Genomic DNA, 23,882 nt, shown 5'->3' with positions numbered 1-23,882 from the left:
GGAAGTTAAGATGGGTAGCCCACATAAGTTAATTCGTTATATCGGAAAAGCTAAACGTCACCTTATGCTGGAACATTATATTAGAATGCTTCAAGCGGCCTTGTTTTATGGATTCACTTCTGCTGCGGCTATTCTACTCGTCTCCAGGTTATTTGTATTTCCATATTATATTCGACTTGCTGTGATAATTGGTAGCATCGTTTTTGTTGCCGTCTTTCTGTATGCATTTTGGAGAAGACCTTCTAGAGAAGTTGCTACGCGAAAACTGGATGCTTTCTTTCCAGATAATTTGTTGTTAACTGCGGTTTCTTTCTTGCAAGAGAAATCTCCACTCATTAAAGCGTTACTAGAAAAAGCGGAGAAGAGTAGCGAAACAGCATTTATACAATTTAAGCAGCGGGAGAAGCGCTTTGTTCAGCCTAAATGGATCATTGGATTTGTCATTGCTTTTGCTGTCGTTCTTGTTCTATATGCGTTTCCCGCAGCAACCCAGCTGGAAGCGAAGGATATTGAAAAAGAAGATAAAATTGTGAAGGAAATGAAAAAAGAAGTAGATAAACTAGAGAAAAAAGAATTGGTAAAGTCTGTAAAAAAAGAAATCAAAGAATTAAAAGAGAAGCTCAAGGAAGTAGAAACTGCAGAAGAAACGTTACGTGAAATGGTGAAAAAGCAAAAAGAACTGGCATTAAAAGAACAGAAATTAGAAAAAAAGAAGGAGCTTGCCGAAAAAGGGGACTCTACTGAATCATCTCTTACGGCAGAGGAACAAAAAGAACTTGCTTCTCTAGAAGACACAGTAAGCGCCTTATCGAAAAGTTCCGCTGCTTCTCAAACTGCTTTAAGCAAGATGGGAAAATCGTTTCCTTTTACTTCTAATCAAATAGCACAGAATAACTCAAGCACCAATACGCAGAAAAATTCTAACCAATCTAACCAAAGTCAGGGCCAAGGCCAGGGTCAAGGTCAGGGACAGGGCCAAGGCCAGGGTCAAGGACAAGGACAGGGTCAAGGACAAGGCCAAGGCCAGGGTCAAGGCCAAGGCCAGGGTCAGGGTCAAGGCCAAGGCCAAGGACAAGGCCAAGGTTCTGGTCAAGGCTCTGGAGCAGGTCAGGGAGGCAATGGGTCAGGTTCTGGTTCTGGAGCAGGTAAGGGTTCCGGTGGAAGAGATTTACTTTCCATTCCAACAAGAATCGGTGGAACTGGTAACTCTTCTATAGATGGAGGAGAGCTAGGTGAAGGAGAATCTGCTAGCGAGCAACCGGGAGAAGTACCAGTGACACGTGGTTCGGCAAAGCCATATGAGGAAGTCGTCAATGAGTATGCAGACTCATATATAAAAAGCTCTGAGCGCTTGCAACTACCATCGGACTTACAAAGAATCGTTCAAGATTATTTTTCAACCGTTGAAAATAGTGAATAATGGAGGATAATGATGACTTTTACAACAGAGGATTATACAAATATTAGTAAACGTTTAGAGGAAGTGCGAGCGGAAATAGGTCACTTTATCGTAGGTCAAAAAGAAGCCGTGGAATTTTCCATTTATTGTGTTCTAGCTGATGGTCATGCTTTACTAGAAGGTCTACCAGGGTTAGGGAAGACAATGCTTATTCGAACCATTTCGGAAGTACTCGATTTATCTTTTTCACGAATTCAGTTCACACCAGACTTAATGCCATCGGATATAACGGGAACAAGTATGATTGAACGATTGGAAAATGGAAAACAGCAATTCACATTCCAAAAAGGACCTATTTTTAGTCAAATGGTTTTAGCAGATGAAATAAACCGCGCAACACCAAAAACACAAAGTGCGCTTTTAGAAGCAATGGGGGAAAAAACGGTAACGGTGCTTGGGGAAACGAAGCAAATGGATAAACCTTTCTTCGTTCTTGCTACGCAGAACCCAATTGAAATGGAAGGAACATACCCATTACCAGAAGCACAAATGGACCGTTTCTTATGTAAGATTCTCGTTTCATATCCTTCAAAAGAAGAACTCATGGAAATTACAAAGCGAACTACCGGTGGTCAGTCTATTCAATTGAATAAAATCATGAATGCGGAAGAAATTGTACACGCACAACAAATGGTAAAAGAAGTGCTAATAGCAGATGATATGCTGGAATATGCAGTCGATCTAGTAGCTGCAACACACCCAGAAGCAGCTATCATTCCTGAAATTGCACAATATGTGCAGTATGGAAGTGGACCTCGTGGTTTGCAAAGTCTTATTAAACTCGCAAAAGCACGTGCGTTAGTTGCTGGACGTTATCATGTATCGATTGCAGATATTAAATCTGTAGCTAAGCCAGTGCTGAGACATCGTTTATTGCTAAATTACGAAGGTGAAGCAGAAGGAAAAACAGCAGATGAGCTAGTAGACCTCGTGTTGCAAACGATTAAACAAGGACAAAACGTATGAGTACAGATTATTTAGTACCAAAAGATTGGGCGGGAAAACTAAGTAGGTTATCCATCTCTACTAAGTCCAAATTGCGTGGGCAGCATAAAGGTTCGCACCGTTCGCAACGCTTTGGGGCATCTTTAGATTTTTCCGATTTTAGAGAGTATAGTCCAGGTGATGATGTACGACAAATAGATTGGAATGTTTATGCGCGAACAGATAAGTATTTCATTAAACGATTTTTAGATGAACAAGAAATGCGCGTACATATTTTACTCGATTGTACAAGATCCATGAGTGATCCACTGAAATGGACTTTTGCAAAACAGCTTGCGGTATCTCTCGGTATACTCGTTTTACAACGGGATGATCGTTTGTCTTTTTCTGCGGTAAGTGATGACTTGAAACCGCCGTTTAGACGGAAAGGTGCTACTTATCGGAAAGCCTTTACGCAAACCATTTCTGATTTAAAAGAACCTGTCTTGACTACTTCATTTTCGGAAAATGCGATTCCTTTTTTACCGAAAGACAGCACGGTTTTATTCGTTATATCGGACTGCTTGGAAAGCTTGGAGTCTTGGGAAAGACTGCTTCAAAAGCTACCAAAGTTTGCAGGGGATATTCGTATTTTACAAGTAGTAACTAATGACGAACTAACCCCAACTTATACAGGGGACGTGCAAGTAGTAGATGTGGAAACTTCGGATCAATTAAATGTTTCTATTTCTTCACGAGTGCTCGAATCTTACGAGCAAGAGAGAAAATTACATCAACAAGGACTGGAATTATTAAGTAATAAATTCGGTGCAAGATTACTTCAAGTAAATGCAGATGATGGTATTTCGCATGTACTATTTCAACAACTATTACGTGCAAATTGGGTGCAATGAGGTGAGATTACTTGGGTTTTAATCAACTACAATTTTTATGGACAGCTATTTTTCCGATTGCTGTATTACTTTATTATTTCTTCCGAAAAAAATATACAAAGCAACCTGTTTCCTCTACACTTTTTTGGCAAGAAGTGATGAGAGAAACGAAAGCGTCACCTTATTTACAGCATTTGCAGCGAAATGCTTTATTTTATTTACAAATGATAGCAATGATTTTACTTGTTTTAGCTTTACTTCAACCTTTTTGGAAAACGAAGGCGTTAGCCGGGGAGCAGATTGTGTTTATCGTAGATACTTCTGCAACGATGGAAGTACAAACGAATGAAACAACCCTTTTTGACACACATAAAAAACAAATGCTACAACTTACAGAAAGCTTATCAGGCAAGCCGCTCACCATAATAACAACTGGCAATGAACCGACTGTAGTAGTCCGTGCGGAAACGAATATCGATCAAATAAAAAGTGAGATTGATAAACTGGAAGTCAGCTATGAAGAGGAAAATATGTCGAAATCATTAGATTTTGCCCAATCATTTTTTCAGCAAAAAGCAACTTCTGTTTATATTTTCACAGATGTATTAGATCGGCAGGAACTCCCCTTGCAATATGAAAATGTAACTTGGCATTTGGAAGGGCTAACCTCTGAAGTAGCAAACTTATCGATTAAACGATTTGGTGCCACCAAAACGAACACTGGCATTTCTGTATTAATTCAATTAGAAAATCAATCCAACAAAGAGCAAATAACAGCATTATCGTTAGCGAATGAACAAAAGAATCTTTTAAAAGAAGACGTTACGATACCTCCAAATGAGACGATTACCTTATCTTTTGATGAATTAACGGAATCTTCTTTTTTAAAGGCATCTTTAGATGCGAAAGACGGATATGTATTAGACAATACGATGACTGTATTTATGCAGGATCAATTATCGACGGTGTTTATCGATAGTGGGTTACATGCGCTAGTAAGGACTGCATTTCAATCAATGGATATTGATGTGAGCAGTGTACCGACCGAACAAATAGGATTACTAGCAGAAGAAGGTATTGTTGTTACGAATCAATTTGGACTTTTAGATCAACTAGACCGTCCTCACCTTTTCATTGGAAGAAACGATGTAAATGCGGTGGAGGTAAATGGTATTGTACAAACAACTGAACACGCGCTTTTTTCTTTCGCTAATTTATCGGATATTTATGTGAGTAGTGTTTATCCTGAAATTCAGGATTATACAACGATAGCAACGGTGGGGAATCATCCATTTATTCAAGTTTCTCCTCGTGGAGATATTGTCGTGTTAGCGGATATCCAAATGACCGATTGGCCACTTCATCCATCTTTTCCGTTATTTATGTGGAGCGTGAAGGAACAGCTATCTGCAGGAAATACGTATTTAGGTACATTTACTCCAAATGAAAGAAGTCCTCAATCGCTAGGAAGTACTACGAATGAATGGGAAATTTACACGATGGAGGATTCTTATCAATATTCAATCAGTAATGGTGGAGCATTTATCGCACCGAAGAAACCAGGATTATACGTACTTCGTTCCAATGATGTCGAAAAAAACTTTTCCGTTACTTTATCTCAAAAAGAGAAAGAAATAGGAAAAGGAAAGACGTACAAAGTAAGTGGCGAGCAAATAGAAATGAGCGAAAATTATTCCCAACATTCATTTGTTCCATATATATTACTAGTATTATTGATATTATTTGTCATAGAGTGGGAGGTGCAAAGACGACGTGGATTTACGAGTTGACCAACCACTTTGGCTATTGTTATTAGTTCCAATTGTTATGTATTTTATATGGACATGGAAAAAAGAGAAGAAAGGTTTTCGAAAAGAAGGAAAAGTTGTCTTTTTTCTTCGGTTACTTGCTATCTTTTGCTTAGCTTTGGGTTTGACCAATCCTTATCTTTTATTACCTATAAAAGAAGAACAAGTACTTTTCTTAGTCGATCGTTCCGCTTCTGTACAAGGAACGGACAATCAAGTGACTTCGTTTATCGAACAAAGCTTATCTTCGCGTAAAAATACACAGCTTGTAGGTGTATATACATTTGCGGAAGACTTTCAATCAGAAGTTGCTTTAACAGCCGGGGAAGTAAATTTACCCGTTTTTACACCGATGAAAGCTCCAGGTAACACGGATATAGCAAGAGCATTGCAACTTGCGACTGGGATTGTAGAACCATCGAAAGCGACAAGAATCGTCCTTTTCACGGATGGATTAGAAACGAGTGGATCGGTACAAGATGAGCTTTTGAAAATTGCTGGTGGAAACGTAACGATTGATGTCGTGCAACTCGAACGAGTGTCTTCGGAAGATGTTGCGATTACCTCGTTCGAAACACCCCCCATTGCATTTGACGGGGAGCAACAACAACTAAATGTTCAATTAGAAGCGACTACTAATACAACCGGTGAATTATTGCTTTATGAAAACGATCAATTATTATCTCGTGAGCAAATTACACTAGAACAAGGATCGAATAGTTTTACGTTTCGAAATGCATCCACTGGAGAAGGGCTATTAAAATATGAAGTCCAAGTTGTCGTAAGCGGGGATGGATTAATCGAGAACAACAAACTAACAAGTGTAACAAATGTTGAAAGTTCTCCTAATCTATTAGTCGTAACACATGATGGAAACCGCTCTAATATTCCAACCGTTATTGATCAAGCGGCTATTCAAACGGACGTTATGGATGCAAGTGCACTGCCGTTTGATTTATCGAATTATTTACGCTATGATGCGATCATTTTTGATAATGTTCCTGGTCATGTCGTAGGGGAACAAAAAATGACGGTCATTGAACAAGCGGTGAAAAACTTCGGTGTCGGTTTTATGATGGTCGGCGGAACAAATAGTTTTGGGTTAGGTGGATACTTTAAAACGCCTATCGAAAAATTATTACCTGTTGAGATGGAAATTAAAGGAAAACACCAGATGCCATCGCTCGGTTTAGTCATCGTGATGGATCGTTCGGGCAGTATGAGTGGTTCCAAATTCGAATATGCAAAAGAAGCAGCAGCTCGTTCAGTCGAATTGCTTCGAGAAGGGGATACACTTGGATTTATCGCATTTGACGACCGTCCGTGGGAAATAATGGAAACGGCTCCTCTTTCGGATAAACAAGAAGCAGTAGACACTATATTATCCGTTGGAGTAGGAGGTGGAACGGAAATCTACTCGAGTTTAGCATTAGCTTATGAAAACTTAGCTCCATTAAAGTTACAGCGTAAGCACGTCATTTTATTGACGGATGGACAATCTGCTTCCAGTGGCGATTACCAAACATTAATCGAAGAAGGGGCAAAAGATTTAATCACCGTTTCAACTGTAGCAGTCGGGCAAGATGCGGATAGAGCCCTATTAGAAAGTTTAGCTGAAATGGGCGGAGGAACATTTTACGATGTAGTTGATGAATCGACTATTCCAGCCATCATGTCTACAGAAACAGCGATGATTTCTCGAACCTATATTGAGGATAATCCATTCTATCCGACTATTTACGGAGATGCAACTTGGACGAGTTTGTTTACAGATGGGGTGCCGCAAATGAACGCCTATATTGCGACGACACCGAAACAAACTGCATCGATTATTGCCGAAAGTGAAAAAGAAGATCCAGTACTTGCAGAGTGGATGTATGGGCTAGGAAGAACAATGGCTTTCACTTCCGATTCTACAGGGGCGTGGAGCGGTGATTTTGCTAGATGGAACCATTGGGGAGACTTTTGGAACACAGCGGTCTCACGCCTATTACCAGCGTATAGCGAAGTCCCTTTTACTATTCAAAAAGCTAGTGATGGTAGTTATACAGTAACGGATCCATCAGGGAAATCCTCTTTCCTGGAAATAGCTGCGGTAAATGAAAAAGGGGAAGAACTCCCTGTTTCATCCGAACCACTTGCACCAGGCAAATCACGTGTAACAGTGGAAAGCGATCCAGGTCTTGTATTTTTCCGTGTTTCTAATGAGCAAGATGCAGTATATCAAGCAGGTATTTCCATTCCATATAGTGAAGAATATAAAGTACAAAAGCCAAATACAAATAAGTTAGAAATGATTGCGAACCGAGCAGGTGGTAAAATGCTTACGGACGCATCCGGAGTATTTCGTCCAATTGATTTAAAAAGCTCGGAAAGACAATCAATACAGCAAATGCTTATTTTCGCTGCGATAGTTTTATTTTTCATCGATATTACGATACGTAGATTTGGTTTTAATCAATTATTCGCACCTTTTAATAGAAATAGCAAGGAAAAGAAGAATGTAGAGACCACTGTTGGTACAAGTAATGTAGAAAAATTAGTTAAAGGAAAAAAGCAAAGGTAGTAAATAATAACACCCGAGGACAATGAATAACATTTCTTCGGGTGTTTTCTGTTATTGGAAGTAGGAAATGATTTAATGTTCGGATGGGGCGGGTTATTGCTCGTATGGCATTGGTTTATGCTGAGATAAGAACTTAATATGCTCGGATAATCTCTCCAATTGCTTACAAATATTTTAAGGAAAATAAATAAGCGAGGAGAAAAGTGAACTCTTCACTTTTCTTCTCGCTTGATTCATCTAATACATGAAATTTAAACAATAACTGGATTTTTCTTCTTAATCCACCCAATAGTGATGCCCCATGAGCATAATAAAATAACGGCTCCAATAACAAATGGAAAGTTAATATTAATATCAAAGAACATTCCTGCAAGCGCTGGACCAACCATATTTCCTAAACTCATATACGCATTATTCATACCGGCGGCAAATCCTTGTTCGTTGCCAGCTAGCTTTGAGACAACTGTATTAACAGCAGGGCGAATTAAAGTAGTTGCAGTAGAGAATAGAGTAGCTACTAACAATACTAGCGCGAAACTATCCACTAAGAAAAATGCTAATAAGGATAATGCTGCACCAACTAGGCTGAATAATATTACATTCAATTCACCGAACCGTTTAAATAGTCTATTGACAATTAAAGTTTGTACAATAACACCGGCAAACCCTCCAACCGTTAAAACAATGGCAATATCTTGCGGAGTGTAATTATACTTATGATCAACGTATAAAGAAAATGTTGTTTGAAAGTTTGCAATCCCGAACGAAAACACGAAAATAATAACGAGCATCATAAAATAGGGAGTTTTTATCGAGTTTCTCATTTGAATAAGTATATTTTCTCGTTTTTTTACTTCTAAAGGATTTTCAGAAATCGCATTTTTGACATCAGGTAAAATGATAAAAGAAATTATAGCAGAAAGAATTGCTGCAAGGGCAGCCATATAGAAAGGAAAAGTTAAACTTACTTTCGCCAAAAAACCACCTATTGCCGGTCCTATCATGAATCCTAAAGACATCGAGGCACCAAGAAAGCCCATCCCTTTTCCACGTTCTTCAATAGTAGTAATATCGGCTACAAAAGCCATCGTCGCTGGGATTAAAAATGCTCCACCAATACCGCTTATAAATCGTGCGGCATACAACATCCATTCGTGTGTTGCCAAACCGAACCATAATTGGGAAGCAGAAAATACAATTAATCCAACAATAATCATTTTTTTTCGTCCAAATGTATCGGATAGATCACCTGCTAATGGTGAAAATAAAAATTGTCCTAATGCAAATGATGCAATAATGAATCCTAAAGCTTGGCCTGCTACACCAAACGTTTCTAAATACTGTGGCATGACGGGAATAACCAGTCCTATGCCTGCCATCGCGATAAACATATTAAACATTAATATATAAAGAGCAAAATTAGATGATTTTTTCGCCATATGATTCCTGCTTTCTTAAATTACTTAGTATGCGTCTATCGATTCTACCATATTCGGGTGAGAATAAAAACTTTCGGAACACGAATAATTATTAATTGTTAATTTGGAAAACAGGAAATAGAGCCACCTGCAATAGGCGACTCTATTTATTAGTTAGAACTCATTTTAAACTTTAAAAATAACTCGTTATAAACTCCAAGCATTTCAAAACCTAGATTATTGTATACTTCTAAATTATCTCTGACTTCTTCGGAAGGATAAAAACGTTCATCTGATGTTACTTCTTCATCCATTAATTCGATCGCTGCTGCATTTGGAATAGAATATCCAACATAATCCGCATTTTGTGCAGCGACTTCCGCATCTAGCATAAAGTTTATAAAGGCATGCGCTCCATCTACATTCGCTGCGGTTTTTGGAATCACCATATTATCGAAGAAAAAGTTAGAGCCTTCTTCTGGAACAGCATAGTCTAGCTCTTCGTTTTCCCACATCATGTCAGCTGCTTGACCGGACCATGTTAGGGCTACAGGAGCCTCTTCATTGACCATAAGCTGGGTGACTTCATCTCCTATGATTGCTTTGACGTTAGGAGTTAGTTTACTTAACTTAGCAGAAGCTTCGGCTAATTCGTTTTCATTCGTTGAGTTTAATGAATAACCTAAGCTGTTTAAACCCATCCCAATCACTTCGCGGGCACTATCGACTAATAATACCTGTCCTTTTAAAGATGGATCCCAAAGAGCATCCCAGCTTTTGAATGTTTGACCGTCAAGTAAAGAAGGGTTATATACAATTCCTACCGTTCCCCAAAAATACGGAATAGAAAACTCGTTTTTTGGATCAAATGATAAATCTAAAAAGTAAGGGTCGATATTTTCTAAATTTGGAATCTTCGAGTGATCAATTGGTAGGAGTAATTCATTTTCTTTCATTTTTTCAATCGCATACTCAGATGGAACGGCAATATCATACGAAGTTCCACCTTGTTCAATTTTCGTCATCATCGCTTCGTTTGAATCGAATGTTTCGTAGACAACACGATATCCTGATTGTTCTTCAAATTGTGCGAGTAAATCCGGGTCAATATATTCTCCCCAGTTGAAAATTGTTACCGTATCACTACTTGCTTTACCTGAACTTTTATTCAAATAGTCATTTACAAAAAACAAAGCGATACATACCACAATAATTGCAACGGCTGCTCTTATAATGTCTTTCATTTTCTCACCCCCATTCCTACAGGGTTTTTCCCTCTTTGGCTAATAAAGTAATAGCCTACTACAAGAAGCAATGTCACGATAAAGATAATTCCAGATAATGCATTGATCGTTAATGTAATACCAGCACGTGCCATCGAGTAAATTTCCACAGATAACGTACTAAATCCATTTCCTGTTACAAAGAAAGTAACGGCAAAATCATCAAGTGAATACGTAAGTGCCATGAAGAACCCTGCAAAAATCCCAGGTTTAATAAAAGGTATAATGACTCTTCTTAAAATTTCTCCTTTTGTCGCACCAAGATCTGCCGCTGCATCTATTAAAGAGCTATTCATCTCCTGCAACTTCGGCAACACCATTAATACAACAATCGGAATACTAAAGGCAATATGCGAGATCAATACGGATGCAAATCCTAACTTAACACCAATCATTGTAAATAAGATTAAGAACGAAGCCCCAATCACAACATCAGGACTAACGATTAACACATTGTTTAAAGATAATAAAGAATTTCGTATAGACTTGTTGCGCATATACACAATTCCAATCGAACCAAATACTCCGATGATCGTTGCGATTAAAGCAGAGAGAAGTGCAACGATGACAGTGTTGATCAGAATCATGATCAGTCGAGTATCGGAAAATACAGCACTATAATGTTCCCAAGTAAACGATTCAAAATTATTCATGCTGCCACCACTATTGAATGAATAAAAGATCAAATATAATATTGGGGCATATAAGATAATGAAAATAAGGGTTAGATAAATTTTCGCTGCGTTACCAGTTCTTTCCATTAGAAGTAGCCCCCTTATCTCGTTGACCAGTAATGATCATGACAATAATCATAAATATGATTAAGAATACGGCAATGGTTGAACCCATTCCCCAGTTTTGCGTAACTAAAAATTGTTGCTCAATAGCTGTACCTAGGGTAATTACTTTATTCCCAGCGATTAATCGAGTAATCATGAATAAGGAAAGGGAAGGGATAAACACCGCTTGAATCCCAGCTTTTACCCCATTTGTCGTTAATGGAAAAATAACTTTTGTAAAAGTTGTCCAACTAGATGCACCTAAATCTCTACTCGCATCAATTAACGATGGATTCAATTTATCTAGTGCATTAAAGATAGGCAAAATCATAAATGGTATAAAAATATAAACTGAGACAAAAATGAAACTAAAGTCTGTAAATAGAATTTGTGTTTCCCCAAAACCAAACACATTTAAAAAGGCGTTAATCGGACCGTATAACCCAAAAATTCCAATGAATGCATACGTTTTTAACAACAAGTTAATCCACGATGGAATAATGATTAATAACAGCCACAATTGTTTATGCTTTGTTTTTGTCAGCAAATAAGCTGTTGGGTATGCAACAATTAAAGAAAAGACCGTAATAAGAAATGCGTACCAAAAAGAGCTTATTGTTAACTTTAAATAAATAGAAGTGAAGAAGTTTTTATAATTGTCTAGCGTAAAATTTCCGCTTAAATCGAAGAGTGAGTAATAAGCAATCAAAGCAATAGGTGCAATGACAAATAATAAAATCCAAGCAAAATACGGTATTAAATAAAACGTTTTAGTATTTTTAGTTTGCATATGCGTCTTCTCCGTAAGACTCTAGTCGCTTATCAAATTCTTCTTCAGTTTCATTTAGGCGCATAACATGAATTGCTTCTGGATCAAAATCTAGCCCAATAAATGCGCCAACTTCTGCTTTTTTCGTTGAGTGGACTAGCCATTCATTTCCTTCGTCATCGTATGTAGAAAGTTCATAGTGAACACCTCTAAATAATTGAGTATCTACTTTTACTTTCATTTTCCCTTTTTCGACAGAGGTAATTTCTAAATCTTCTGGACGTATCACTATATCGATATTTTCGTTTGGATTTAGCCCTTGGTCGACACATTCAAATTCCTTTCCGCCAATTCGTACGCGGAAATCGGCAACCATCGTGCCAGAAACAATGTTGGATTCTCCAATAAAATCTGCAACAAATCGATTGATCGGTTCATCGTAAATGTCCATTGGTGTTCCACTTTGTTCAATATTACCTGCATTGAGCACGAAAATTTCATCGGACATAGCCAAGGCTTCTTCTTGGTCATGCGTAACAAAGATAAACGTTTTGCCTAATCGTTGTTGAAGCTCACGAAGCTCGTATTGCATTTCCGAACGGAGCTTTAAGTCCAAAGCAGAAAGGGGCTCATCAAGTAAAATAATTTCAGGATCATTAACGATTGCTCGAGCAATTGCTACACGCTGTCTTTGACCACCAGACATTTCCGCTATTTCTCTATTTTCATAACCTGATAAATTTACAAATTTTAGTGCTTCTAATACTTTTTCTTGAATCTCTTTTTTTCCTAGTTTTTTAATACGAAGACCAAAAGCTACATTTTCAAACACATTTAAGTGAGGGAATAGCGCATAGTCTTGGAATACTGTATTTACTTGGCGTTCATTTGCAGGAACATTATTAATTAACTTTCCATTAAAATAAATATTTCCGCCAGAAGGTTGCATAAATCCTGCGATTAATCGTAAAATAGTCGTTTTTCCACAACCAGATGGACCAAGTAGTGTATAGAATTTGCCACGCTCTAATTCAAAGTTAATATCCGTTAATACGGTTGTTTCTGCATCATAATATTTTGTGACATTCTCAAAACGAATGATAGGTGTCTCTAACATAATATACCTCCAATATGTGTATTGTAAGAAAACATTGATACATTACCTAGTATTAGTCTAGTTTTAGTCTTTTGATTGGAGCGGAAGGGCGGCGACTCCAGCGGAGGCCAACAGGATGTTGGTCGCGAAGGCGCCTGTGCCCACAGGATGTGGGTCATGCAATCGTTGCCGCAAAAGTTCTTTTGCGACGAGCTTGCGCGGGAGCAAGGACGTGGCGAACTTAGCCTTCTTTCCTCTGTTGAGACAGATTAGACATCACAACGTATGCGTTAGCGGCGGTGATGGCTCATCGCTCACCCCGCGGAAAGCGTCCGCCCTGTAGCGGAAATCCCAGTGGAATCTTATCGTCTTACTCCTCCGCAGGATTACCACTATGTCGCGAACTTAGACTGTTTACATATGATAGGTACTTTCTGCATTTCTTATAAATAGGAATTTGTTACAACATAGATTACTTGCGTTTCATAGTCTGAAGCATTTTTCAATAGATGATGATCTGCTGCTTCGAAGTAGAGAGATTCTCCCTTTGAAGCAAAGTATTGCTGCTTGCCAAGTATTAATTCGACGCGACCTTGTAAAACATATATAAACGTTTCTGAAAGGGAAGGTTCAAATTGTTTGAATTGACCGTTTTGACCTAGTGTGATGAGGACTGGTTCCATTTCATTTTCATTGGACTCAGAGATGAGCCAGTGTAGTTGATAGTTTTTATCATCGTCTACGTAAATCTTTTGTTCTTCTTTTTCGAAAACGACTTTTGTCCGCACTTGTTCGTCATCAAAAAAGTCTTTAGGTTTAGAACCAAGTACATTTAAAATAGAAAAAAGTGTTTCAATAGAAGGGGAGTTAATATCCCTTTCTAGCTGGGATATAAATCCCTTGCTTAAATCAGTTCTTTCCCCTAATTCTTCTTGTGTTAAACCTTTCTTCAGTCGTAAACGTTTAATCTTTTTTCCGATTTGCAATATTATTCTCCTCCTTCGAGAAAAACAAAGTTTATTTTAACACAACTTTATGTTTACTTTAACAACTTATTTGAATAAATTCAAAAAAAGTTCGTTTTGTCCTTTGCGGTTTTTATAACAATGCATATACTAGCTATGGACAAAAAGGAAAAAGGGGAGGATTATTTGCGATTAAGAGAGGAGTTACCAGAGTTTTCAAGTGACATGGAATGGTTGAACGGAAGTGTAACAAAAGAAAAATTAATTGGGGAAGTACCCTTATTAGTACATTTTTGGTCAGTTAGTTGCCATTTATGTGAGAATACTTACGGGATTATAAATAGATGGAAAAAGACATATGGCGACAAATTTCAGTTAGTTGGGATCCATATGCCAATCACCAAAGAAGATGTTGATAAAACTTTAATAAAGCAGAAAGCTAAACGAATGAATATGACTAATTCAATATACCTAGATCATGATTTAGTTGTATCAGATAGATTCCAAAATAGAATTGTTCCATCTTTTTATCTGTTTGATAAGAAAGGATTGCTTCGCCATATACAATCTGGCGAGAGTGGTTTTAGAATGCTAGAAAAAAGGTTAGTACTTCTAATGAAAGATCAGTAAATGGAATGGGTTATTGAAGTATCTAATTTTTGGAACAGTATGTTAAACTAAGTGCATCCGATTTGTAAGCAGGAGGCACTATTATGCAAAAAGAATTTGTAGTAATTGGTTTAGGACGATTTGGAGGAAGTATCGTTCGAGAGTTAATTGATCAAGGTGCAGATGTAATGGCCATTGATAAAGCATCAGAACGAGTAGACGAATTTGCTACAATTGCAACACAGTCAGTAGTGGCAGATACAACAGATGAAGCAGTGTTAAAATCCCTTGGTATTCGAAATTTTGAGCATGTAATTGTTGCAATTGGTGACGATATCCAATCAAGCATATTAACAACGCTTATGTTAAAAGAAATTGGTGTAAAGAAAATTACTGTAAAAGCACAAAATGATTATCATGAAAAAGTGTTGCGCAAAATTGGTGCAGATCAAGTTGTGCATCCTGAACGAGATATGGGAATTCGTATCGCGAATAATATCCTGTCGCAAAATGTACTTGATTACTTAGAACTTTCTGATGAGCATTCGATTATGGAAATTAAAGTGAACGAAAAGATTGCCGGAAAATCATTAGTTGACTTAGATATTCGAGCAAGATACGGAATTAATATCGTAGCTATTAAACGGGGAAATAATATCAATGTATCACCACCTGCTGATGAGAAGCTTCAGTTAAATGATGTACTTATTATGATTGGTGCAGATGTCGATATTAACCGATTTGAAAAGAAAGTTTTATCATAAAAAATGCCAGAGGGAGCAACTCCCTCTGGCATTTTGTTATGTTTATAAAACGTTTATACTTCCATAATAATCGGTAAGATCATTGGACGACGTTTTGTTTTTTCGTATAAATAAGGGCTTAGAACATCGGTAATTTCATTTTTCAATTCAGCCCACTCCGCTGGTTTATCTTGTAGCGTAAAACGTAAATGTTTGTTTAACATTTGTTGGGCTTCATTTATCATTGTACCAGATTCACGCATGTACACAAATCCACGTGAAATGATATCAGGACCAGAAACAATTTTCTTTCTTTCCATATCTGCACTAACAACGACAATTACTAATCCTTCTTCCGAAAGAATTCGACGATCTCGAAGAACAATATTTCCAATATCTCCAATACCACTACCGTCAATATAAACATCTCCTGATGGAATTCGTCCAGCAACATGAGCTTCATTCGCACTTAAAGCTAGCACATCTCCGTTTTCCATAATGAATGTATGATCAGGATGCACATCACAGTCTACAGCAAGTTCTGTATGGATTTTTAACATACGGTACTCTCCGTGAATCGGCATAAAGAATTTTGGTTTCATTAATCGTAACATCAGTTTTTGTTCTTCTTGAGAACCGTGACCAGATGTATGAATATTATTGAGTGAACCATGAATTACTTCTGCTCCTGCGCGGAATAGTAAGTTAATAGTACGATTGACACTTGCTCTATTTCCTGGAATCGGTGAAGAAGAAAATACTACCGTATCACCAGGTTGAATTTGGATTTGACGATGAGTACCGTTAGCAATTCGTGAAAGAGCTGCCATTGGCTCACCTTGACTGCCTGTACATAATATTAATACTTCATTGGCAGGTAATCGATTTAACGCACTTGCATCAACAAATGTTTCTTTAGGCGCCGTAATATATCCAAGCTCACGACCAATTGTAATCGCGTTATCCATACTTCGACCAAAAACAGCGATTTTGCGGTTGTGTTGTACAGCCGAATCGGTTACTTGTTGTAGTCTATGAATGTTGGATGCAAACGTAGCGAAAATAATGCGACCATTTACTTTACGGAAAATAGAATCCATACTTTCGCCGACTTTACGTTCAGACATTGTGAAATTTGGAATTTCAGCATTTGTACTATCTGATAGTAAGCAAAGAACCCCGTCACGACCGATTTCAGCCATTTTTGTTAAGTTAGCAGGCTCCCCAACTGGTGTAAAATCAAATTTAAAATCACCTGTGTGAACGATGTTACCCGGTGGAGTTTTGACTACGATTCCAAATGCATCCGGAATACTATGTGTAGTTCTGAAAAAACTAACTGCCGTTTTTCTAAATTTTACTACGTCCTCTTCTTCAATCACATGCATTTTTGTTTGACGAAGTAAGCCATGTTCTTCTAACTTATTGCGAAGTAAACCTAATGCAAGTTTTCCACCATATACTGGAACATTCAGTTGTTTCAATAAATAAGGAATACCACCGATATGATCTTCGTGGCCGTGTGTGATAAATAAACCTTTAATCTTATCCACATTTTTCACTAGATACGTGTAATCTGGAATAACATAATCAATACCTAATAGATCATCTTCTGGAAACTTAATCCCTGCGTCTATTAAAATAATCTCATCTTGAAATTGAACGCCGTACGTATTTTTGCCGATTTCACCTAGTCCGCCGAGGGCGAAAACAGCAGTTTGATCATTTTTTACAAATTTCATAAGTTATCTCTTCTCTACTTTATAATTCGGGCTTGCTTGTTCGTACTCTAAGTGATTACCTTCAAGCAATTGAATTAGTTCGATATTATATTTGCGATCTTTTAGAATTGAACGTACTTCACGCTCAGATTCAGCCTCTACATATAAACTCTTTGTGTTTTCGCGAACTGATACTTCTAATGCATTTTCTTGATAATAAACTTTATAAATCATATTATACTCTCCTTTTTCACGTTCAAAATAAATCAATTCTCTTTATATTATCACGCTACTTCTTTAAAATAAAGAAAAGCCCTCCATTTTTAGAAGGGCAAGTAATTTATGCGATCGTTTTATTTCTGAGCATTCCACCGAGTCGTCTTAACCATTTCCTTCTTAGACGTTTCAACATGGTAACTCACTCCTTACAATATATTATATACGAAAAATGGAAATGTGTAAAGGATTCTAACTGAAAAGTCAAATAATTAACATTGCGGATAGGAGTTTTTTTAATGGTAAATAAAGTTTTATTTTTTGATATTGATGGAACAATTTTAGATAGTGATAAAAATATTCCGATAGGTGTTGTTGAAGCTATTCAACAAGCAAGAGAAAATGGACATGAAATTGTTATTTCAACTGGGAGAGCTCCATTTACCGCAAAATCTATTTTAGAGCAACTTAAAATAGATTCGTTCATATGCTACAATGGTCAAATCGTACAGTTCCAAGGTGAGATTATTCATAAAGGAATTATTGATACAATGGAACTACAACATCTCACTGATTTTGCGATGGAAAGAGATCAACCATTAGTTTATATGGATGATGTAGAATTTGTATCGAATGTCCCAGATCACGATGATGTATACGAAAGCATCTCTTCCTTGAAAATTGCCTTGCCTAGAACGGAAGAAAACTTCTTTTTAACAAATGATATTCACCAAGCGCTCATCTTTTGCAATATGGAAGTACAAAAAGAATACGAAAAAGCTTTTCCAAACTTAAAGTTTGTTCGTTGGCATCGCATATCTTGTGATGTCCTTCCACAAGGTGTTTCAAAAGCAAAAGGAATTGAATTATTACTGCGCCATTTGAATAAAACTCCAGACGATGCCATTGCCTTTGGTGACGGTTTTAATGATATAGAGATGCTCGAATATGTAGGTACTGGCGTTGCAATGGGTAACGCGGTAGAAGAATTAAAAAGATGCGCGACATTTGTCACGGAGCATGTTTCAGAAAATGGCTTAGTGAATGCCATGAAAAAATTACAATTAATCTAGAGGAGTTATTATGAACGAATTAACAAAAAAGTTTGTACTGATATATGGAGATGTGTTTGTAGACTATATTGCAGATGATCAAACAAATAAACAATTTACAAAGTATTTAGGTGGGGCGACGGTAAATGTAGCAGCCGGCGTTGCTAGATTAGGGGCGTCTTCCTCTTTTATAACAGTTTCAGGAGACGATGAAACGTCAGAATTTGTAAGAAGTGAGTTAATAGCAGAAGGAGTAGATTTAACTTTCGCTCAAATCGTACCAGAAAAACGGGTAAGTGGAGTGTATGTGCATTTAACGGAAAATAATGACCGGCACTTCCATACATATGTTGATGAAACACCCGATTTACAAGTGAATTTTTCTACATTGAAACAGGAAGTTTTTCAACAAGCTTCTATTTTTCATTTTTGTTCGGGTACATTATTTCATCCCACGGCACGTCAGACGACTCGGGATATAGTAAATCAAATGGAAAAATCTCATGTGCTGTTATCTTTCGATGCAAATATTCGTCCACTAAGATGGGAAAGTGAAGAACTTTGCAGAAAAATCATTAGTTCCTTTTTTCATCAAGTAGATATTTTAAAGTTAACAGAAGAGGAGCTTTTCTTTTTAACTGAAACAAAGACAAGAGAAGAAGGGATTCGCAAACTTCGTGATTTTCAAATTCCAATCGTCCTTATTACAGTTGGAGCAGAAGGTACATATATTGTAATCGATGACGAGACAATCCATGTAGAAGTGAAAAAGGTGATCCCAGTAGATACAACTGGTGCCGGGGATGCTTTTATGGCAGGTATCCTTTCAAAAATAAATATGAATGGAAAACCTAATACAAAAGAAGAGTGGATTGACTATGTCTCATTTGGCAACAGACTCGGAGCAATTTGTGCAACAAAACCGGGAGCTCTTTCTGCAATGCCTAGAGCAGCTGAGTTATAACAAAAAGCCTGTGTTACTTTTTTGAGTAACACAGGCTTTTTGCTTAGGACTTTGCGCTTTTGTTATTACACACGGTCATACGGAACGGAATTTGGTATTTCTGCGTATGGATTTACTTTATTAATATGGTCATAAAACATAATTCCATTTAAATGGTCTAGCTCATGTTGAAATGCAATTGCTACTAAGCCTTTTAACCGTTTTTTAAATGGTGTACCATCTGGATAAAAGCCAGTTACGGTAATTCGTGCGTGTCTTGGAACATAACCCTCAATCACTTCGTCTACAGAAAGACAACCTTCACCAGAATTGATGTAAGTGTTCTCAACCGAATGGCTAATTATTTTTGGGTTAACTGCAACAAAGCTAACGTCCCCATCCTCTGTGTTAGGAATATGGACCGCGAACATCCTCTTTTCGGCGTTCACTTGGGGAGCAGCAAGCCCTATTCCAGGACGTAATTTATACATCTCCACCATTTTATCATCTTGACTATTGATCACATATTCCAATAAATCATTCGCAAGCTGTATATCAACTTCTGATAAAGGAAAAGTCATTTCTGGTGTTTTTTTACGTAGTGCCGGATGACCGTCTCTTACAATATCTTTCATTAAAATCATCTTTATCGTCCTTTCACACTGTACAAGTTTCATCGTTCCTATTCCTATTATATCGAAAAAATCATCATTTGCTAAACAAAAAAGCCATTTGTACGGTTGAATTTAGAGGCTAGAACAATTATAGTGAAATGATTAGAGGAGGTTGCGTGATGAAAAAATGGAAATACGTAATTCCTTTATGCTTTGTATTACTTCTATCTGCGTGTTCTTTTGGTCAAACAACAGAAGATAAATTGTCCAATATCTTAACGGAAATATACAATTTAGAAGCAGATTATAGAGATGTACAAACGCAGTTAGCTGAAACGGAACAAAAAGAACAAGCTAATTTTCAAAGCATGATGGAGTTAACGAAAGACCAAAAAGAAGAGCTTACGAAACAAGTGGAAGAAACAGCTCAACTTTTAGAGGAAAGACTTGTATTAGTGGAAAAAGAAGCAGCTTCTATTAAGAGTGCCTCTGAAAAATTAACAGATATTGATGCGCTTATTTCAGAATCGGACGAAGCATCGGAAAAAGAAAGTATTCAAAAAATCGAGGAAGCATTAAAAAATCGATATACTGCATACAGCGATTTAACAGAACAATATAATGCACTTGCTAGTTTACAAGAGAAGCTTTATAAAATGTTAATTCATGAAGCAGCCGAAGTAACGACAATTCAGGCACAAGTCGATGAAGTAAATAAACAAAACGAAGTAGTTCAACAATCAGTAGAAACATTCAATGAACTTACAGCCGAGCTTAATAAAATAAAAGAAGAAGTATTTACTTCACTTCAAAAAGAAAATTAATAAAGAGAATAGTAGAGCAACAGCAAAAAATAGAGTATGGGAAATTTACGATTGATTCCTATACTCTATTTTTTTATTCTTTTGGAAATATGGTCTGTGGATAATTTCCTCCTTATACCATTAAGGTATGTCACTGTTTAGGGGTAATGCGTCGTCAGCATTCTAAAAAGTGTCCGCTATGATTTTCGCTGCAGGCGGACGTTTTCGCGGGGTGAGTGATGAACCATTATCGACGCTACGCGTACGATGTGATGGCTCCACTGTCTCAACAGAGGAACGAAGGCTAAGTGCGCCAAATCAAAAGGAAGGCAATCTAAGTTCGCCACGTCCTGCTCCTGCGCAAGCTCGTCGCAAAAGAACTTTTGCGGCAACGATTGCATGACCCACATCCCGTGGGCACAGGCGTCTTCGTGACCAACATCCTGTTGGCCTCCGCTGGAGTCGCCGCGCTTCCGCTCCAATCCACTTAAATTGCTAGCAATCAGAGTCACTGTTTTAAATTCAATCTTATGTACTATTTCTTGAAAATAAAATCCAATAATTGGTTAAGTGAGACATAACATGCTGTGAACGCGACAAACTATCTTCCGAACACGACAAAATACATCTCGAAAGCGACAAATACGCCGCTGAACAAGACAAACAGGTCTAGCGGAGATGCTAGTTGGACGTTGATAAATATAATGCTCTATTCAATGTGACTATTAATTAATAGTCACATTGAATAGAGCTTTTTACAACGTATTATCTCTATATTGCGTAAATTATCCTTTGTGAGAAGCGTCGAAAAAAGAGATAAACTTAAAGGCTACGAAGCATTTTATATGTTATTAGAGAAGTGAAAACTAGAGCTTTTGTTTCTTTTTGGACGACCAACAGCTTCTATGAATTTATGAAACTGATATAGTACAGACATAAATACCGACTAATACAGATTGTAATAGATTTAATATTCTATTAAAAAATAATCATTGATTTTAGATGATTGACCGAAGATTTATTCTTGAGTATACTGAAAAGGAAAGATAGTTGTATCACTTATAAAATGAAAAATTTTAATACAGAAGAAAAGGAGAGTTGCTATTATGGCTGCAAACAAGTCGCCGCAGTTAGACCCAATGAAAACGCTTCAAGAAATTGAAGAGAAGTTTGAAATGTTCCAGATTTTAAACGAGGAAGGGAAAATTGTAAACGAAGAAGCAAATCCTAACTTATCAGATGAAGAATTAGTTGAATTAATGAGTCGAATGGTGTTCACACGAATTTTAGACCAACGTTCTATTTCGCTAAACCGCCAAGGCCGTCTCGGATTCTATGCACCTACTGCTGGACAAGAAGCTTCTCAACTTGCATCTCAATTTGCACTAGAAAAAGAAGACTTTATCTTACCAGGTTACCGTGATGTACCTCAAATCGTATGGCATGGCCTACCTTTATGGCAAGCATTCTTATTCTCTCGTGGACATTTCATGGGGAACCAAATTCCAGAAGGCGTAAATGTTTTCCCACCACAAATTATTATTGGTGCACAATTCATCCAAGCAGCTGGGGTAGCACTTGGAATGCAAAAACGCGGGAAGAAAGCGATTGCAATTACGTACACAGGAGACGGTGGTTCATCTCAAGGTGATTTCTACGAAGGTATTAACTTTGCAGGTGCATTCCGTTCGCCAGCAGTATTCATCGTACAAAATAACCAATATGCTATTTCCACACCACGTGAGTTGCAAACGTCTGCAAAAACAATTGCACAAAAAGGAATAGCAGCAGGAATTCCAAGTATCCAAGTAGACGGAATGGATCCACTAGCTGTTTACGTTGCAACAAAAGATGCAAGAGATCGTGCGATTAATGGAGAAGGTCCAAGCTTGATCGAAACAGTATGTTACCGATTTGGTCCTCATACGATGGCTGGGGATGACCCAACTCGTTACCGTACTTCGGATACAGATTCTATTTGGGAAAAGAGAGACCCACTAGTTCGTTTCCGTACGTATCTTGAAGCAAAAGGTATTTGGAATGAAGCAAAAGAAGAAGAAATCATTGAAAAAGCAAAAGAAGAAATAAAAGAAGCGATTAAAAAAGCTGATGCTGCACCAAAACAAAAAGTAACAGACTTGATCAATATTATGTATGAAGAAAATCCATATAATTTAGATGAGCAATTAGCTTACTATACTGAGAAGGAGTCGAAGTAACCGATGGCACAATTAACGATGATTCAAGCAATTACGGAAGCACTCCGTACCGAGCTTAAAAATGATGAAAACGTTCTAGTCTTCGGTGAAGACGTTGGCGTTAACGGAGGAGTATTCCGTGCGACTGAAGGGTTACAAAAAGAATTCGGTGAAGATCGTGTATTTGATACACCGTTAGCTGAATCTGGAATTGGTGGACTTGCAGTAGGATTAGCACTACAAGGATTCCGTCCAGTTCCTGAAATTCAATTCTTTGGTTTTGTATTCGAAGTAATGGACTCTATAAGTGGACAACTTGCTCGTATGCGTTTCCGTACAGGAGGGGCATTTAATGCACCTGTTACAATCCGTTCTCCTTTTGGTGGAGGGGTTCATACACCCGAAATGCATGCCGATAGCTTAGAATTACTAATGACATCGACACCAGGTGTAAAAGTAGTTATACCATCTACGCCATACGATGCAAAAGGTTTATTAATCTCTGCAATTCGCGATAACGATCCTGTCATTTTCTTAGAGCATATGAAATTATATCGTTCTTTCCGTGGAGAAGTTCCGGAAGAGGAATATACAATTCCACTAGGAAAAGCAGATGTAAAACGTGAAGGTACAGATCTAACAATCATTTCCTATGGTGCAATGGTTCATGAAAGTTTAAAAGCTGCTGAAGAGTTAGAAAAAGAAGGACATTCTGTAGAAGTGATTGACTTACGTACAATTCAACCACTTGATATTGAAACAATTATCGCATCTGTTGAAAAAACAAACCGTGCAATCGTTGTTCAAGAAGCACAAAAACAAGCAGGTATTGCTGCCAATGTAGTAGCTGAAATTACGGAAAGAGCTATTTTAAGTTTAGAAGCTCCAGTTTTACGTGTTGCGGCTCCTGATACTGTTTATCCATTCTCTCAAGCAGAAACGGTTTGGTTACCTGGTGTTAAGGATATAGTAGAAACAGCTAAAAAAGTTTTAACATTCTAAACTAAAATTCAAAATAGAAAG

22 protein-coding genes are annotated in these 23,882 nt (G+C 37.5%); 13 read left to right on the top strand and 9 right to left on the bottom strand.

Annotation, left to right across the window (positions count from 1 at the left end; all coding sequences use genetic code 11):
* Positions 1-10: 10 nt before the first annotated feature.
* The 5 genes from BMZ04_RS21915 to BMZ04_RS01720 are packed head-to-tail and all read left to right on the top strand — an operon-like array spanning position 11 to position 7,650.
* Positions 11-1,420, top strand: coding sequence for a DUF4175 domain-containing protein (locus tag BMZ04_RS21915; protein ID WP_143128255.1), 1,410 nt, complete (start codon positions 11-13; stop codon positions 1,418-1,420).
* A gap of 12 nt (positions 1,421-1,432) precedes the next feature.
* Positions 1,433-2,425 (top strand): AAA family ATPase, encoded by a 993-nt coding sequence (locus BMZ04_RS01735; RefSeq protein WP_093264234.1) that lies wholly within the window; start codon positions 1,433-1,435, stop codon positions 2,423-2,425.
* On the top strand, positions 2,422-3,297 hold the full coding sequence (locus BMZ04_RS01730; RefSeq protein ID WP_093264231.1) for a DUF58 domain-containing protein: 876 nt from the start codon (positions 2,422-2,424) through the stop codon (positions 3,295-3,297). The genes BMZ04_RS01735 and BMZ04_RS01730 overlap by 4 nt, the downstream gene beginning before the upstream one ends.
* 11 nt (positions 3,298-3,308) lie before the next feature.
* On the top strand, positions 3,309-5,066 hold the full coding sequence (locus BMZ04_RS01725) for a vWA domain-containing protein (RefSeq protein ID WP_093264226.1): 1,758 nt from the start codon (positions 3,309-3,311) through the stop codon (positions 5,064-5,066).
* A complete protein-coding gene (locus tag BMZ04_RS01720) occupies positions 5,050-7,650 on the top strand; it encodes a VWA domain-containing protein (protein ID WP_093264222.1) in 2,601 nt (866 codons plus the stop codon). Before BMZ04_RS01725 ends, BMZ04_RS01720 begins: the two co-directional genes overlap by 17 nt.
* Before the next feature lie 251 nt (positions 7,651-7,901).
* On the opposite strand, the gene BMZ04_RS01715 is transcribed toward BMZ04_RS01720, so the two are convergent.
* The 6 genes from BMZ04_RS01715 to BMZ04_RS01690 all read right to left on the bottom strand — a co-directional run bounded on the left by BMZ04_RS01715 (position 7,902) and on the right by BMZ04_RS01690 (position 13,981).
* Positions 7,902-9,089: an MFS transporter gene (locus tag BMZ04_RS01715; RefSeq protein ID WP_093264218.1), complete on the bottom strand. Its 1,188-nt coding sequence runs from the start codon at positions 9,087-9,089 to the stop codon at positions 7,902-7,904.
* Between the two features lie 149 nt (positions 9,090-9,238).
* Entirely contained in the window at positions 9,239-10,312 is a 1,074-nt protein-coding gene (locus BMZ04_RS01710; RefSeq protein WP_093264214.1) for an ABC transporter substrate-binding protein, read from the bottom strand.
* Complete coding sequence (locus tag BMZ04_RS01705; RefSeq protein ID WP_093264211.1) at positions 10,309-11,112, bottom strand: ABC transporter permease; 804 nt, start codon at positions 11,110-11,112, stop codon at positions 10,309-10,311. Before BMZ04_RS01705 ends, BMZ04_RS01710 begins: the two co-directional genes overlap by 4 nt.
* Entirely contained in the window at positions 11,096-11,920 is an 825-nt protein-coding gene (locus tag BMZ04_RS01700; protein ID WP_093264208.1) for an ABC transporter permease, read from the bottom strand. The genes BMZ04_RS01705 and BMZ04_RS01700 overlap by 17 nt, the downstream gene beginning before the upstream one ends.
* Positions 11,910-13,016 carry an ABC transporter ATP-binding protein gene (locus tag BMZ04_RS01695; protein WP_093264204.1) on the bottom strand — a complete coding sequence of 369 codons (1,107 nt, stop codon included), beginning with the start codon at positions 13,014-13,016 and terminating at the stop codon, positions 11,910-11,912. The genes BMZ04_RS01700 and BMZ04_RS01695 overlap by 11 nt, the downstream gene beginning before the upstream one ends.
* 422 nt (positions 13,017-13,438) lie before the next feature.
* Positions 13,439-13,981, bottom strand: a complete 543-nt coding sequence (locus BMZ04_RS01690; RefSeq protein ID WP_093264200.1) for a helix-turn-helix domain-containing protein — start codon at positions 13,979-13,981, stop codon at positions 13,439-13,441.
* 120 nt (positions 13,982-14,101) lie between these two features.
* On the opposite strand from BMZ04_RS01690, the gene BMZ04_RS01685 reads away from it, so the two are divergent.
* Positions 14,102-14,590, top strand: a complete 489-nt coding sequence (locus tag BMZ04_RS01685) for a TlpA family protein disulfide reductase (protein ID WP_143128254.1) — start codon at positions 14,102-14,104, stop codon at positions 14,588-14,590.
* An 83-nt stretch (positions 14,591-14,673) separates the two neighbouring features.
* Complete coding sequence (locus BMZ04_RS01680; RefSeq protein WP_093264192.1) at positions 14,674-15,333, top strand: potassium channel family protein; 660 nt, start codon at positions 14,674-14,676, stop codon at positions 15,331-15,333.
* Positions 15,334-15,386: 53 nt separating this feature from the next.
* On the opposite strand, the gene rnjA is transcribed toward BMZ04_RS01680, so the two are convergent.
* Both rnjA and BMZ04_RS01670 read right to left on the bottom strand, forming a co-directional pair.
* Positions 15,387-17,054 (bottom strand): ribonuclease J1, encoded by a 1,668-nt coding sequence (rnjA, locus tag BMZ04_RS01675; RefSeq protein WP_093264189.1) that lies wholly within the window; start codon positions 17,052-17,054, stop codon positions 15,387-15,389.
* Positions 17,055-17,057: 3 nt separating this feature from the next.
* On the bottom strand, positions 17,058-17,267 hold the full coding sequence (locus BMZ04_RS01670) for a DNA-dependent RNA polymerase subunit epsilon (protein WP_093264186.1): 210 nt from the start codon (positions 17,265-17,267) through the stop codon (positions 17,058-17,060).
* A gap of 281 nt (positions 17,268-17,548) precedes the next feature.
* Here BMZ04_RS01670 and BMZ04_RS01665 point away from each other — a divergent pair, with 281 nt between their 5' ends.
* The gene (locus tag BMZ04_RS01665) at positions 17,549-18,322 is read left to right on the top strand and encodes a Cof-type HAD-IIB family hydrolase (RefSeq protein WP_093264183.1); all 774 of its coding nucleotides are present in this window, start codon (positions 17,549-17,551) and stop codon (positions 18,320-18,322) included.
* Between the two features lie 10 nt (positions 18,323-18,332).
* Entirely contained in the window at positions 18,333-19,265 is a 933-nt protein-coding gene (locus BMZ04_RS01660) for a carbohydrate kinase family protein (RefSeq protein ID WP_093264180.1), read from the top strand.
* A gap of 65 nt (positions 19,266-19,330) precedes the next feature.
* Here BMZ04_RS01660 and def read toward each other — a convergent pair whose 3' ends face one another.
* Entirely contained in the window at positions 19,331-19,888 is a 558-nt protein-coding gene (gene def, locus BMZ04_RS01655) for a peptide deformylase (RefSeq protein WP_093264177.1), read from the bottom strand.
* A 149-nt stretch (positions 19,889-20,037) separates the two neighbouring features.
* Between def and BMZ04_RS01650 the strand changes: the two genes are divergently transcribed.
* The 4 genes from BMZ04_RS01650 to BMZ04_RS01635 all read left to right on the top strand — a co-directional run bounded on the left by BMZ04_RS01650 (position 20,038) and on the right by BMZ04_RS01635 (position 23,861).
* A complete protein-coding gene (locus BMZ04_RS01650; RefSeq protein ID WP_177184278.1) occupies positions 20,038-20,682 on the top strand; it encodes a YkyA family protein in 645 nt (214 codons plus the stop codon).
* Positions 20,683-20,860: 178 nt separating this feature from the next.
* Complete coding sequence (locus BMZ04_RS01645) at positions 20,861-21,064, top strand: hypothetical protein (protein WP_093264171.1); 204 nt, start codon at positions 20,861-20,863, stop codon at positions 21,062-21,064.
* Between the two features lie 703 nt (positions 21,065-21,767).
* Positions 21,768-22,880 (top strand): pyruvate dehydrogenase (acetyl-transferring) E1 component subunit alpha, encoded by a 1,113-nt coding sequence (gene pdhA, locus BMZ04_RS01640; RefSeq protein WP_093264168.1) that lies wholly within the window; start codon positions 21,768-21,770, stop codon positions 22,878-22,880.
* Positions 22,881-22,883: 3 nt separating this feature from the next.
* Positions 22,884-23,861, top strand: a complete 978-nt coding sequence (locus BMZ04_RS01635; protein ID WP_093264164.1) for an alpha-ketoacid dehydrogenase subunit beta — start codon at positions 22,884-22,886, stop codon at positions 23,859-23,861.
* Positions 23,862-23,882 lie beyond the last annotated feature (21 nt).

This window comes from Psychrobacillus sp. OK032 (assembly GCF_900111345.1).
In the GTDB taxonomy this organism is placed as follows: Bacteria; Bacillota; Bacilli; order Bacillales_A; family Planococcaceae; genus Psychrobacillus.
This window is presented reverse-complemented; position numbering and strand designations above follow the sequence as displayed.

Excerpts from the sequence above, each read along its gene's own strand:
- BMZ04_RS01705 (WP_093264211.1), bottom strand. The coding sequence starts at position 11,112 with ATGGAAAGAACTGGTAACGCAGCGAAAATTTATCTAACCCTTATTTTC.
- BMZ04_RS01695 (WP_093264204.1), bottom strand. The coding sequence starts at position 13,016 with ATGTTAGAGACACCTATCATTCGTTTTGAGAATGTCACAAAATATTAT.
- BMZ04_RS01685 (WP_143128254.1), top strand. The coding sequence starts at position 14,102 with ATGCATATACTAGCTATGGACAAAAAGGAAAAAGGGGAGGATTATTTG.
- BMZ04_RS01710 (WP_093264214.1), bottom strand. The coding sequence starts at position 10,312 with ATGAAAGACATTATAAGAGCAGCCGTTGCAATTATTGTGGTATGTATC.
- BMZ04_RS01735 (WP_093264234.1), top strand. The coding sequence starts at position 1,433 with ATGACTTTTACAACAGAGGATTATACAAATATTAGTAAACGTTTAGAG.
- rnjA (WP_093264189.1), bottom strand. The coding sequence starts at position 17,054 with ATGAAATTTGTAAAAAATGATCAAACTGCTGTTTTCGCCCTCGGCGGA.
- BMZ04_RS01670 (WP_093264186.1), bottom strand. The coding sequence starts at position 17,267 with ATGATTTATAAAGTTTATTATCAAGAAAATGCATTAGAAGTATCAGTT.
- pdhA (WP_093264168.1), top strand. The coding sequence starts at position 21,768 with ATGGCTGCAAACAAGTCGCCGCAGTTAGACCCAATGAAAACGCTTCAA.
- BMZ04_RS01650 (WP_177184278.1), top strand. The coding sequence starts at position 20,038 with ATGAAAAAATGGAAATACGTAATTCCTTTATGCTTTGTATTACTTCTA.
- def (WP_093264177.1), bottom strand. The coding sequence starts at position 19,888 with ATGATTTTAATGAAAGATATTGTAAGAGACGGTCATCCGGCACTACGT.
- BMZ04_RS01730 (WP_093264231.1), top strand. The coding sequence starts at position 2,422 with ATGAGTACAGATTATTTAGTACCAAAAGATTGGGCGGGAAAACTAAGT.
- BMZ04_RS01660 (WP_093264180.1), top strand. The coding sequence starts at position 18,333 with ATGAACGAATTAACAAAAAAGTTTGTACTGATATATGGAGATGTGTTT.
- BMZ04_RS01700 (WP_093264208.1), bottom strand. The coding sequence starts at position 11,920 with ATGCAAACTAAAAATACTAAAACGTTTTATTTAATACCGTATTTTGCT.
- BMZ04_RS01680 (WP_093264192.1), top strand. The coding sequence starts at position 14,674 with ATGCAAAAAGAATTTGTAGTAATTGGTTTAGGACGATTTGGAGGAAGT.
- BMZ04_RS21915 (WP_143128255.1), top strand. The coding sequence starts at position 11 with ATGGGTAGCCCACATAAGTTAATTCGTTATATCGGAAAAGCTAAACGT.
- BMZ04_RS01635 (WP_093264164.1), top strand. The coding sequence starts at position 22,884 with ATGGCACAATTAACGATGATTCAAGCAATTACGGAAGCACTCCGTACC.
- BMZ04_RS01715 (WP_093264218.1), bottom strand. The coding sequence starts at position 9,089 with ATGGCGAAAAAATCATCTAATTTTGCTCTTTATATATTAATGTTTAAT.
- BMZ04_RS01645 (WP_093264171.1), top strand. The coding sequence starts at position 20,861 with ATGATTTTCGCTGCAGGCGGACGTTTTCGCGGGGTGAGTGATGAACCA.
- BMZ04_RS01665 (WP_093264183.1), top strand. The coding sequence starts at position 17,549 with ATGGTAAATAAAGTTTTATTTTTTGATATTGATGGAACAATTTTAGAT.